The 11,752-nt window shown below is 75.5% G+C and carries 10 protein-coding genes; 3 read left to right on the forward strand and 7 right to left on the reverse strand.

Translation table 11 applies throughout. From position 1 onward, the window contains the following. Positions 1-16: 16 nt before the first annotated feature. The 4 genes from SYYSPA8_RS29490 to SYYSPA8_RS29505 all read right to left on the reverse strand — a co-directional run bounded on the left by SYYSPA8_RS29490 (position 17) and on the right by SYYSPA8_RS29505 (position 4,527). Complete coding sequence (locus SYYSPA8_RS29490; RefSeq protein WP_323450429.1) at positions 17-1,360, reverse strand: STM4012 family radical SAM protein; 1,344 nt, start codon at positions 1,358-1,360, stop codon at positions 17-19. Further along, entirely contained in the window at positions 1,357-2,202 is an 846-nt protein-coding gene (locus tag SYYSPA8_RS29495) for an STM4013/SEN3800 family hydrolase (protein WP_323450491.1), read from the reverse strand. Before SYYSPA8_RS29495 ends, SYYSPA8_RS29490 begins: the two co-directional genes overlap by 4 nt. A gap of 188 nt (positions 2,203-2,390) precedes the next feature. Continuing rightward, positions 2,391-3,551, reverse strand: coding sequence for an STM4014 family protein (locus SYYSPA8_RS29500; protein ID WP_407706112.1), 1,161 nt, complete (start codon positions 3,549-3,551; stop codon positions 2,391-2,393). 4 nt (positions 3,552-3,555) lie between these two features. Further along, positions 3,556-4,527, reverse strand: a complete 972-nt coding sequence (locus tag SYYSPA8_RS29505; RefSeq protein ID WP_323450430.1) for an STM4015 family protein — start codon at positions 4,525-4,527, stop codon at positions 3,556-3,558. A 204-nt stretch (positions 4,528-4,731) separates the two neighbouring features. On the opposite strand from SYYSPA8_RS29505, the gene SYYSPA8_RS29510 reads away from it, so the two are divergent. Together SYYSPA8_RS29510 and SYYSPA8_RS29515 are read left to right on the forward strand one after the other, a co-directional pair. Then, the gene (locus tag SYYSPA8_RS29510) at positions 4,732-5,058 is read left to right on the forward strand and encodes a hypothetical protein (protein WP_323450431.1); all 327 of its coding nucleotides are present in this window, start codon (positions 4,732-4,734) and stop codon (positions 5,056-5,058) included. A gap of 153 nt (positions 5,059-5,211) precedes the next feature. Then, a complete protein-coding gene (locus SYYSPA8_RS29515) occupies positions 5,212-6,258 on the forward strand; it encodes a DUF6745 domain-containing protein (RefSeq protein WP_323450432.1) in 1,047 nt (348 codons plus the stop codon). On the opposite strand, the gene SYYSPA8_RS29520 is transcribed toward SYYSPA8_RS29515, so the two are convergent. The 3 genes from SYYSPA8_RS29520 to SYYSPA8_RS29530 form a co-directional block, all read right to left on the reverse strand. Further along, a complete protein-coding gene (locus tag SYYSPA8_RS29520; RefSeq protein WP_323450493.1) occupies positions 6,234-7,124 on the reverse strand; it encodes a carbohydrate kinase family protein in 891 nt (296 codons plus the stop codon). The genes SYYSPA8_RS29515 and SYYSPA8_RS29520 overlap by 25 nt on opposite strands. 233 nt (positions 7,125-7,357) lie before the next feature. Continuing rightward, positions 7,358-7,981 (reverse strand): TetR/AcrR family transcriptional regulator, encoded by a 624-nt coding sequence (locus SYYSPA8_RS29525; protein ID WP_323450433.1) that lies wholly within the window; start codon positions 7,979-7,981, stop codon positions 7,358-7,360. Between the two features lie 76 nt (positions 7,982-8,057). Further along, positions 8,058-9,236, reverse strand: coding sequence for a Glu/Leu/Phe/Val dehydrogenase dimerization domain-containing protein (locus SYYSPA8_RS29530; protein WP_323450434.1), 1,179 nt, complete (start codon positions 9,234-9,236; stop codon positions 8,058-8,060). Between the two features lie 1,112 nt (positions 9,237-10,348). Between SYYSPA8_RS29530 and SYYSPA8_RS29535 the strand changes: the two genes are divergently transcribed. Continuing rightward, a complete protein-coding gene (locus SYYSPA8_RS29535; protein WP_323450435.1) occupies positions 10,349-11,650 on the forward strand; it encodes an MBL fold metallo-hydrolase in 1,302 nt (433 codons plus the stop codon). Positions 11,651-11,752 lie beyond the last annotated feature (102 nt).

Raw genomic sequence — 11,752 nt, forward strand, 5'->3', positions numbered from 1 at the left:
GCGCGGTGGGATTCGCTCACTTGGCCTCGTACCCTCCCATCAGCTCCCGCACGGCGGGCGAGAACAGCTCCGGGCCCAGCGCGTCGGAGTGCGCCAGCCCCTCGGGGCTCAGCCGCAGCAGCCCGGCCGGCGCCCCGGCGTCCAGCCAGCCCAGCGCCGCGAACCGGTCCAGCTCGGCGCCGAAGTCCTCGCCGGGGTCGGCCCCGAACCGCTCCCGGTAGCCGGCCGTCTCCATCCCCTCCGCCTGAAGCAGCGACTGGAGCAGATGGCGGCGGCGGGCCTCGTCCCCCGACGGCTCCAGACGGAATCCGATCTCGGCCCGGCCGAAGTCCGCCGTCCGCGTGTACGCGTCGACGATGGACCGTATCTCGGTCATGTTCACGGCGTAGTCGAACGAGTAGTGGTGGGTGGTGGTGTACGAACGGGCCCCGCACCCCAGGCCGATCATGCCGTCGGTCTGGCAGGCGTAGTCGTCCGCGCCCTGCGGCGGCGCGGCCGCCCGGCGGAACATCCGCATCGACCTCTGCTCGTACCCCCGGGCCAGCAGATGGTCGCGCCCCTCCCGGTAGCGCCCCAGCCGTTCGGCGTCCCAGGCGGCGCCCCCCTCGGCCGCGCGCCGGCCCAGAGGGGTCAGCGGACGCTTGTAGAGGGGGTAGAGATACAGCTCCTCCGGCTCCCAGGCGAGCGCCGCGTCCAGGGAGTGGCGCCAGCTGCGGGCGGTCTGGCCGTCGATGCCGTAGATCAGGTCGATGTTGAGGACCGGCACCCCGGCGGCCCGTATCCGCTCCAGCGCGGCTTCCACGTCGGCCCGGCGCTGGGGCCGGACCGCCGCCCGCGCCTCCTCCTCCACGAACGTCTGCACCCCGATGCTCAGCCGGGTCGCCCCCCGGTCGGCGAGCACGGCGAGCCGGTCCCCGGTCGCGGTCGCCGGGGACGTCTCCACCGACAGCGGCACGGCGGTCAGATCCACGCCCATCCGCTTCTCCGTGATGTCGCAGAGCCGTTCCAGCTCACCCGCGGTCAGGAAGGTGGGGGTGCCGCCCCCGAACGCCGCACCGGCGAACCGCACCGGCTCCGCGTCGCCCAGCGCCTCCCGGACCGCCACCGCCTGGCGTTCGAGCGCGTCGAGATACCGCCCGATCAGCCCCTCGGGCGCCCCGACCCGGGTGAAGAGATTGCAGAATCCGCAACGGACCTCGCAGAACGGCAGATGCGCGTAGAGCGACAGGGCGTCCTTGCGCTCCCAAGCCCACAGCTCCCGCAGCACGGGCCGGTCCGGGAAGCGGCGGTAGGCCGTCTTGTGCGGGTAGGCGTAGACGTAGTTCCGGTACGGGCGCGGCCCGTCCTGCCCCGCGCTCATCGCCCGCTCCCGGGGTACGCCGGGCGGCCCGCGGCCGGGTCGTGGTGGTCCAGGAAGAAGTGGGCGTACGGCACCGTCCACACGGACGGGTGGCCGATGCGGTGGCCGGTGTAGCCGTCCTCCCCGTAGGCCGTGCCGTGGTCGGAGCAGACGACCGCGAAGCAGCGGCGGCGGCTGCTCATCGCCGCGAAGAGCCGGCCGATGTGCCGGTCCACGTACTCCAGGGCGGCGGCGTGCGTCGCGCGGGAGTCGCCCGCCTCACGGCTGGCACCCGGGAGATGGAACCAGTTCGGCTGGTGCAGCGCGGCCACGTTGACGAAGAGGAACAGCCGCTGCTCGCGCGGGAGCGCGGCGATCACCCGCTCGGCGCGGGCGACCTGGGCGTCGAAGGACGTGGGCGAGGCGACACCGAACTCCGGCTCCCAGTGGCTCTCCTGGAAGAGCCCCGGCAGCACCGAGCCCAGCGGGCCCCGCCGGTTGAAGAAACCGACGCCGCCGACGCAGACCGTCCGGTAACCGGCGGCGGCGAGCCCGGAGACCAGGTCCGGGGTGTCGAAGACGTACGTCCCGTCCGCCGTGGTCTCGCTTCCGGCGAACCGGGCGGCGAACAGCCGGGGATGCGGTCCCGGCGCGGCCGGTGTCGGCAGGAAGCCCGCGAACATCGCCTGGTGGGAGGCGTAGGTGAAGCTGCCGGGGGCGTGCCGCTCCTCCCAGCGCCCGCCCGGGAGCCGGCGGGCCAGCTCCGGGGTGCGCCCGGCGGCCGCCAGGTCCCGCGCCACGTCGTGGCGGAGGGTGTCCAGGGTGACCAGGAGCAGATCGTCCCGGCCGACGACCTCGCGCATGTCGGGTCCGGGCCCCGCGCCACAGGGCCGGGGGAGGGTGTCGGGGTCAGCTGCCATGGGTGGTTCCGTTCTCGGTGGTACGACGTGCCTGGTGCGGCCGGGTGGGTGTCCGTGTCCGGGGCGGGCCGGCGGAAGCGGTACGAGAGGGCGGGGCGGCGAGGAGCCGGTGAGGCCGGGTTCCGGTGTGATCAGGCCTCCTGGTCGCCGGGGGCGATGGCCGCCGACGGGTGGTCCGGGGCCCGGAGCAGGGCGGCGATCTGTGCCCCGTAGGTGTCCAGGCCCTCGGCGCCGCCGCCCGGCAGCCCCGTCAGGCCCGGCAGCAGATCCCCGAAGGCGTTGACCTCGCCGACGGCGAACCGCCGCCAGCGCCGGTGGGGAAGGAGGTCGACGCCCACCCGGGAGGCCCCGGGGAACCGGCCGGCGGCCCGTTCGCACAGCCGCAGGGCCTCCGGCCAGCTGCCCCCGGCCGCCTCGATCGCCGCCAGGGCCGCCGGCAGATCGCCCCGGGCGCCGCCCAGATGGAGATTGGTCATGGGGAAGACGCTGGTGCGGACCACCGCGTGGGTGGCCCGGCCACCGACCACGACCACGCGCAGATCGGCGCTCCGGCCGCCCTGGCCGGCCTTGGGCAGCCAGCGCTCGATGTGCAGCCCGTCCGGAGCGAGGGCGTCCACCAGCGCGGCCACCTCGTGCTCCCCGGTGCAGCGGCGCACCCGCAGCGAGTTGAACAGCCGCCCATGGCCGTCCCGCGCCACGGACGTGGTCGCCTGCACCCGGCCCCGGCTCGCGGTCTCCACCGCCAGCACGCCGGAGGCCGACGAGCCGTGCGCGGGCTTGACGAACATCCGCCGCAGCCCCGACGCCTCCGCCAGCGACCGGACCTCCGCCCAGCCGCCGGGCACCGGGGCACCCGGACCGGAGGTGGGCGAATCGGGCACCGCGACCCCGGCCTCGCGCAGCGCTCCGTGACAGAGCCGCTTGTCGAAGAGGACCGCCAGGGCCCGGGGATCGTCCAGGAGCACCGCGCCCGCGTCGGCGGCGGCCGCCGCCACCCGGTCCAGCCCCTCGACGAACCGCCGGTACCAGCGGGCGGTGCCCTCCACCCGGGTGGGGTCGTCCACACCCCGCAGCTCCCGGTCGACCCGCGGGTCCTCGCCGGGGGAGTCGATCCGGACCCGCTCCCCGGGGCGGAAGCGGGCCCGGCCGCGCAGCACCTCGATCCAGGGCACCACCCGCACGGCGGGCAGCCCGGCGGCGCGGGCCGCGTCCTGGAAGAGCGTCACCCGCCGGCCGCCCGGAATGCCGACCAACGCGATCCCGGCGCTCCGCGCCGCTTCCACCCCGGTCACCGGCTCACTCCCCCACGGCGGTGTAGCGGCTTTCCTCTTCGCTGTCCCACCAGGGGTTGTCGATCTGCGCGTCGGAGAGGTCCAGCTCGACCCCCGTCCCCCCGAACACGGTCGTGAGCCGCTCCATCATCGGCCGGCCCAGGTAGTGGTGGGACAGGTCGAGGCTGGTGAGATGTGTCAGCGGCTGCCCGTTCAGCAGGGCCTCGGCACCCTCGTCGCCGAGGGTCCCCATCGACAGGTCGAGCCGCTCCAGCCGGGCCACGACCGGCGCTCCCGCCAGGGCGGCCGCGATCCGGTCCTGGATCTCGCTGTTGCGCAGGGCCAGGTGCCGCAGCGCGGGCAGCCGGACGCCGGTGAGGAACGGCTCCAGATCCGCCACGCCGCTCGTCGCCCCGTACCAGGAGGTACCGAGCCACAGGTCGAGGGTCTCCAGCGCGGGCAGATCGCTGGCCGCCACACCGCGCACGACCCCGGCGTCCAGACCGCCGCTCTCGATGGCGAGCGTGCGCAGCCGGGCGTGCCGAACGGCCGGGAACTCCAGGGAGTCACTGCCGCGCACCCGGAACTCCAGCAGCTCCGGGAAGGCGTCCAGCACCGGGGTCACCCGGCTCTGGGTGATCCAGGAGATCTCGCACTGCTCCGCCTCCATGTCGCCGATGAACAGGGCCCGCAGGGCGGGCAGCCGGTCCGCGGCGGCGGTCAGCGCGGCCACGACGGTCTCCGACCCCCGCTCGTACGGGTCGCGCCACGCGCCGACGATCAGCGCCCGGACCGCCGAGGCGTCCACGGTGTCGAGGAAGCGGGCGAACTCCTCCTCCCACTCCAGGCGCTCGCCGTCGTCCTGGTAGGAGTCCACACAGATCCGCCAGGCGACATCGGCCGCGGGCGGGAGGACGGACCGCCGGCCGGTTTCACCGGGGGCGGGGAAGTCGAACACGGGCAGGCCGTGCAACTCCTCGTGATGCGAGACGGGCATGGGAACGCTCCAGACACCGGGCGGCGTTGATCGGCCAGTTGCTGGGATTTTTTGTACACGGCCCCACTGACAATGCCCGGCCCGGCCCCCGTACCCGCTGGTAGGAGGGGTGCGGGCGGCTGGGCGAACGGCGTTGTCAGACCCTGCCGTTAGCGTCGTTCACCAGTTCGGCGCAGAGGGTGCCGGGCGTTCGAGGGGAGAGCCATGTACCGGCAGGGAGACATCCTGATCACGCCCGTGGCGGCGGAATCCGTTCCGCCGCATCTCGTGGAGGCGCCGTCGGAGCCGCGGGACGGGCGGGGCCGGCTGGTGCTGGCGCTCGGCGAGGTCACCGGGCACGCCCACGCGGTGGTCGGGCCGGGCCGGCTGGTCCCCGAGGCGGGCGCGCTGGGTCCGCGCCTCCTCCATCTCGCGGAGGGCGGACGGGTGGTGCACGAGGAGCACGCGCCGATCGTGCTCCCCAAGGGCTGGTACCGCGTGCTCCGCCAGCGGGAGTACGCGCCGGGGACCTTCCGCGTCGTCGCGGACTGACCGGAGGGCGTCCCGCCGGCGCGCACGACAGCGCGGACGTATACGAAAACACAGCCATAAACGCGGCTACAGCTACAGGAACACGCACAGCACGGGCACGGCGCGGACGGCGGTACGGACGCGCGTACGGAACGACAGGGGTCGGGGACGATCATGGAACAGATGCAGAAGTGGCGCACGGCGGCCGTGGCGACGGGCCCGGCGGACCGGGCGGCCGCCGAGGACGGGATCCGCCTCGCCTACCGGAGCGCGGGCCTGGCCGAGCCGGAGCGGATCGTCTGGGCGGACTCCCCGCTCGCGGGGGTGCGCGCGGTCCGGGCGCTGGGGGACGCGGGCCGCTCGGTCCGTGACGAGGTCCGCACCCGCCCCTGGGCCCAGGAGCGGCGCAGACTCCACGACGAGCTGGGCCCGGCGGGCTGGACCGCGCTGTGGGGCCGTACCGGCGCCGCGCTCTGGGACACCACCCGCGATCTCGCGGACCGGATCCGCGAGGCCGTCGCGGAGCGGATCGCCGAGGAGGAGCGGCCCGCCGGCCAGGCGCCCGCCCCGGCCGGCGAGGCGGCGGGGGACGCCGCCACCGGTGTCCGGCTGCTGCTGCTCGACGCCGTGCTCGGACAGCACGACGCGGCCTGGCTCGCCGCGTTCGACGGCCGGGGGGACCGGCTGGCGGGGCTCGCCCGCGTGGCCGGCCACGCGGGCTGGTGGTGGCCGTACGAGAAGGCGGCCGTCGTCTGCGAGCGCCCCGCCGAGCTGCACCGGGACGAGCTGGGCCGCCTCGGCAGCGGGGTGGGCCCCGCCCTCGCCTTCTCCGACGGCTTCGCCCTCCACGCCTGGCGGGGCATGCCCGTCCCGGCCGATTTCCCCGACCGGCTCGCGTCCCTCACCGCAGAGCGGATACGCACCGAGGAGAACGCGGAACTCCGCCGGGTGATGCTGGAGTTCTACGGATATGACCGCTATCTCGACGAGTCGGGCGCCCAGCCGGTCCACCGGGACGAGGCCGGTGTGCTCTGGCGGATCGCCCTCGAAGGCGATGAGGACGTGGCGATGGTCGAAGTGGTCAATTCCACCGCCGAGCCCGACGGCACCTTCCGCACCTACTGGCTGCGGGTCCCGCCGCGGACCCGGACCGCGAAGGAGGGCGTGGCCTGGACCTTCGGCCTGGACGAGGCGGACTACGAGCCGCTCGTGCAGACCTGAGCCGACAGCTCCGCCCCGCCGATCAGCGCGGTGGTGCCCTCGCCCGTACAGGCGTACGCACCGGCGACCGCGCCCTGCCGGGCACAGGAGAGGGGGTCGAGTCCGGCCAGCCGGCCGTGGAGGAAGCCGGAGACATAGGCGTCGCCCGCGCCGTTGGTGTCCACCACGGGAGCGGGCGGCCGGGCGGCCGGGATCCGCAGCGGGGTGTCGCCGCCGCCCCGGGTCAGCAGCCAGGAGCCGTCCGCACCGGCCGTGGCGACCACCGCCCCGGCCCGTCCCGAGCGCAGGATCTCCCGCATCACCGCCGGGGTCCGCCCGCCGGTGCGGGCCGCGCTGAGGAAGACGAGATCCGCCCGCAGGGCGAAGTCCCGGTGGTGGTCGGCGGCTCCGTCCCAGTCGTGCAGATCGGTGGAGACGGGGACACCGAGTGCGGCGATGTCGTCGAAGAGATGCCGGGCGAAATCCATGATGGTGAGGTGGACATGGCGGGTACGCCGCAGCAGCGGCAGAAAGCTCTCGCGGGGGAGCCGCGCTCCGGGCACGGCCCGCGCGTCGTAGAAGGACATCCGGCGGCCCGCCGGGTCGACCAGATTGACGGCCCGCCGGGTCCCGGCCGGGGAGTGCACCGGCTCGCAGCGGACCCCGCCCGCCGCCAGCCGCTCCTGGACCATGCGGCCCGGCCGGTCGTCGCCGATGAAGTCGATCAGTGTGACGTCGAGGTTCAGGGCCCGGCAGCCCAGGGCCACGTTGCCGCCGGTCTGGCCGGGCCATTCATGGATCGGGCCGACGGGGTGGGAGTCCGCGAGCGGGACCGGCAGCGCGTCGACCCGGACGACCGTGTCCACGCCGGTGCCGCCGACGACCAGGACGTCGGAAGAGGGGACAGTGGCCGGCGCGCCGGGTCCCGGGGCGGAGGGCGAAGGCGGGACGGTCACGGGCGGTTCCTCGAAGGGAGGCGGGCCGGAGGGCCGGTGGACGGAGGGGATGGAGGGGACGGCTCCCCGCGCGGTGCCCGACCGGGGGCCGCGGGGGGAGCCAGCGGGGAGCGGGGTGCGGGGAGGAGCCGGCCGCAGTGGGTGCGAGCCGCGGGGCCGGGGCGTCAGCGGCGGGCGGCGGCGGTCATGCTGTCGCGGTCCAGGCCGAGTTCCCGGGCCAGTGCCTCGTCCGTCCAGGCCAGCATCGCCGCACGGGACAGCGATCCGGCGTACGAGGTCATCTGGATGGCGAGCCCGTCCAGGAAGGCCGTGAGCCGCCAGGCCGCCTGGGCCGGGTCCGCGCACCGGAACTCGCCCGCCGCCGCGCCCTCCGCGATGACCTCGGTCAGCGCGGCCTTCCACTGCTGGTCGAGATCGCGTGCCACCTCCCGCAGCGCGGGCTCGCGCAGGGCCACCGCCCACCCCTCGATCCACAGCCGCCAGCCCTTGGCCGTACCCGTCGGCGCGTACCAGCGGACCGCGCTGCGGAGTCTGCGCAGCGCGGTCGTGCGGCGGCTCAACAGCTTGCGCAGATGGGCCAGATCGCCGTCGGCCGCATGGGTGAAGGCGGCGGCGACCAGCTTCTCCTTGGTCGAGAAGTGGTACAGCACCAGGGCGTTGCTCACCCCCAGCGCGGCCGCGACATCCGCGATCCGTAACGAGGCGACACCACGCCGTTCTATTTGTTCGACGGCGGCGCCGAGAAGTTCCTCACGCCGCTCCGCAACGCTCAACCGCACTCTGGCCACGGACTCACCCTACACAGAGCGGTCTTTGGGGGTCCCGGCCGGGCGGTGGCGGTGGAGGGCCGTGCCCGCCGGCGGGTCAGCCGTACCAGCCGAAACGCTCGGTGATCACGGGGAGCCGGTCGGCGGCGATCGCGTGGGCGGCGGCGCGGGGCGTGATGCCGTCGGCGGCGGCGCGCTCCAGCATCCGGCCGGTGAGTTCGCGCATGGAGCGGCGGGTGTGGTCGAACGCCTCTCCGGCGTCGGCTCCGATGTCCCCGAAGAGGGTCCACCACCACCAGGCGTTCGTGCCGGAGTTGACGACGACGTCCGGGAGGACGGTCACCCCGCGCCGGGCCAGCGGCACCTCGGCCTCCGGCAGGACGGGCATGTTCGCGGCCTCGGCGATCCACCGGGCCCGTACCCGGGACTGGTTGGTGGTGTCGATGGCGTACGAGACGGCCGCGGGCACCAGGACATCGGCGTCGGCCGAGAGCCAGGCGTCGCCCGACAGCTCCCGGTCCCGGGGGCGCAGGGCGGAGCGGTCCACGGCCCCGTGGGAATCGCGGGCGGCGAGCAGCGCGGCGATGTCGAGGCCGTCCGGGTTGGCCATGGTGCCCTTGATGTCGGCGACGGCCACGATCCGCAGCCCGGCGCGGTCCAGGAAATAGGCCGTGGCACCGCCCATGGTCCCGAGCCCCTGGAGGGAGACCCGGGTGCCCCGGTGGGGGACCTTGGCCCGGTCCAGGGCGGTGAGCACGGACTCCGCGACCCCGCAGCCGCCGACCAGTTCGTCGAGGCCCATGCCGTCCACCGTGACGGTGAAGGCGTCGGCGAGCCGCCGCCGGGCCGCGGCCTCGTCGTCCAGGAGCCGGTACACGGCCTGGACGGAGGAGACGAGACCGGCCTCGGCCATGGCCCGGTCCACGGTGTCCTGGCTGAGGCCCAGATCCTCGCCGGTGGTCCAGATCGTCTCGATGTAGGGCCGCATCGCCCGGAGATAGCGCACGAGGACACCGAAGGCGCGCGGGTCCTGCGGGTCGCAGTCGATGCCGCCCTTGGCGCCGCCGAGGGGTATGTACCGGCCCTGCGGGTCGTAGTGCAGGGCCTCCTTCATCGTCATGCCCCGGGCGAGCCCCGCCACCTCCTCCAGGGTGCAGCCCGCCCGCATCCGCAGCCCGCCGCTGGAGACCCCGCGCACGAGCCGGTCCACGACGAGGTGGCCCCGGCGGCCGGTGACATGGTCGGTCCAGGTGAGCGACAGCAGGGGAGCGGTCATCGGGGTCTCCTCGGTGTGGGGACAGCGGCCGTTGCGGGACGGCCGGGGTGCGCCGCCCACCGGACCCCGGCGAATCAACTGAACCGTTGGTCAGTATGCCGGAGCGGTGAGCCGCGCTGTCAACATGATCGCCGACGGGCCCGGCCCGAAATGGCGCGGACCGTACGCCCCTTCGCCTCCCGGCGGAAGAGCGGCCGCGCCGGGCCCGCCGGCGCCGGAGCGGGGCGCGGCGCACGGGCCGCTCGTACCGGAGTATCCCTCCGTTCGGGGAGCCACCCGTCGGCGGGGTGCGGAGGTCCGCCGGGTTCCGTCGGGGACAGGCGGTGCGAGAGGTGGTACCGGCGGGTCTGCCGCGGTGGCGCGTGCCGAGGGCCGGACCCTTTCCCGCGCGCAGGGCCCGCCCCCCTGGTGCGCCGGGAGCCGGGCCGCCGGCCGAACCACCCGGGGAGGCGTCCGCGCGGAGTCCTCGGGGAAGCGCTGAGCCGGGGCGGGCGCGCCCGGATGGGCAGGGGAAGGGGCCCGCGGGCCGGTCTGCCCGGGGGAGGGGCGTCGGCCCGTGCGGCGGTCGGCTCTCCCCTCCCCCGGGCGCGGGCAGCGTGGCGGTCCGCAGGTCCGGCCACGCCGCCGGGCCCGTGCCGAGGCGGTGTCGGGCGGGCCGAAGCGCCGACCGACCCGGGTGCGCCGGTGGGTCCGGGCGCGGACTGCCGACTGCGGTGCGGCCTGCCCGTCCGCCACCACCCGCGCGGGAGGCCGGGACGGCCCCGGAGGGCCCACGGCCGGAGCGGATCGCCCGGCGCGGCCAACTCCCCGCCGGGCGCGCCGGGCGCACCGGAAGCGGCCATCGCCCCGGGGTTGTTCTCGAAGTCCGCCCGATTCAGGAACACCCGCGCCGCGAGCGACGTTGGTCCGATCGTGACCCTGGACCCCCGCGCCCGGTCGGCGCCCCTCTCCGGCGCGCCCCCGGAACCCGGCCCCGACCGGCCCGGACGCCCGCCCCGGCGACCGTACGGAGCGCGGCGGTCACGGTCCGTGAAACCTCCCCTGTGGCGGCTCTCCAGCCGCGCTGTGGCGGGCCACGCACATAATGGGAAGACCCGACACCTGGAGGTGCCGTGACCGGCGCTGGCAACCCCGCATCGCTGACATCCCGGCTGCGCGCGCTGCGCCCGGCGCCCTTCGGCGCGGACCCGGCCGGGGAGCGGTGGGAGCGGATCCGCCGCTCACCGAACTTCGCCGACGGCTCCTTCCAGAACCCGGTCGGGGCGCGGACCAGACCCTCCGGGGCCTCCATGGCCGAGTTCGCCAAGATCTACTTCCACAAGGAGGCGCGGGCCCGCAGGACGCCCGCCGGGCCGGTGCCCCTGCACCCCGACACCCGGGCCGACCTCGCCCGCCCTCCGCGTACGGGACTCCGGCTCACCTGGATGGGCCATTCGAGCGTCCTGGCCGAGATCGACGGTGCCCGGATCCTCTTCGACCCGGTCTGGGGCGACCGCTGTTCCCCCTTCACCTTCGCCGGCCCCAAGCGCCTGCACCCCGTGCCCGTGCCGCTCGCCGCCCTCGGTCCGGTCGACGCGGTCGTGATCTCCCACGACCACTACGACCACCTCGACCTCCCCACGATCAGGGCGCTCGCCGCCACCGGCACGGTGTTCGCCGTACCGCTGGGCGTCGGGGCCCATCTGGAGCGCTGGGGCGTCGCCCCCGACCGGCTGCGCGAGCTGGACTGGAACGAGTCCACCCGGGTGGCGGGCCTGAGGCTCACCGCCACCCCCGCCCGGCACTTCTGCGGCCGCGGACTGCGCAACCAGCAGCACGCCCTGTGGGCCTCCTGGGTCGTCGCCGGCCCCGAGCACCGGATCTACCACAGCGGCGACACCGGCTACTTCCCGGGCTTCCAGGGCATCGGCGCGGGCCACGGCCCGTTCGACGCCACGATGATCCAGATCGGCGCCTACAGCGAGTACTGGCCGGACATCCATATGACACCGGCCGAGGGGACGCGGGCCCACCTCGACCTCCAGGGCGGCCGGCCCGCCGGGGTGCTGCTGCCGATCCACTGGGGCACCTTCAACCTCGCCCCGCACCCCTGGTCGGAGCCGGCGGAGGACACGGTCACCGCCGCCGGGGACGCGGGCGCGCCGGTCGCGCTGCCCCGGCCCGGGGAGCCGTTCGAGCCGACCGGGGACGCACTCCCCACCGAGCGCTGGTGGCGTGCCGTCGCCGTGCCCGGGCCCACCCCCCGGACGGGAGGCGCCACGGAGGCCCCGGCCACGGCCCCCGCCCCGGCCGCCGTCACCGTCCGTGAGTCCGGGTCGGCCACGGCGTCGGTCGGCTCCACCTCCGGCCCGGCGGCCGAGCCCGACCCGGCGACCGGGTCCGGTTCCTCCGGGATGGCGACCCCCGCCCCCTGACCCCGATCGGTATGACCTGATACGGCCTGGTGCGTCCCGATACGGACAGGCGCCACCCGAGCGCGGCCCCCGCCCCCACGGCGGGGGCCGCGCCGTCTTCCG

It is taken from the genome of Streptomyces yaizuensis (assembly GCF_034961445.1).
Classification (GTDB): Bacteria; Actinomycetota; Actinomycetes; order Streptomycetales; family Streptomycetaceae; genus Streptomyces; species Streptomyces yaizuensis.

Coding starts and splice junctions, on each gene's coding strand:
- SYYSPA8_RS29490 (WP_323450429.1), bottom strand. CDS start 1,360: ATGAGCGCGGGGCAGGACGGGCCGCGCCCGTACCGGAACTACGTCTAC.
- SYYSPA8_RS29495 (WP_323450491.1), bottom strand. CDS start 2,202: ATGCGCGAGGTCGTCGGCCGGGACGATCTGCTCCTGGTCACCCTGGAC.
- SYYSPA8_RS29505 (WP_323450430.1), bottom strand. CDS start 4,527: ATGCCCGTCTCGCATCACGAGGAGTTGCACGGCCTGCCCGTGTTCGAC.
- SYYSPA8_RS29510 (WP_323450431.1), top strand. CDS start 4,732: ATGTACCGGCAGGGAGACATCCTGATCACGCCCGTGGCGGCGGAATCC.
- SYYSPA8_RS29515 (WP_323450432.1), top strand. CDS start 5,212: ATGGAACAGATGCAGAAGTGGCGCACGGCGGCCGTGGCGACGGGCCCG.
- SYYSPA8_RS29530 (WP_323450434.1), bottom strand. CDS start 9,236: ATGACCGCTCCCCTGCTGTCGCTCACCTGGACCGACCATGTCACCGGC.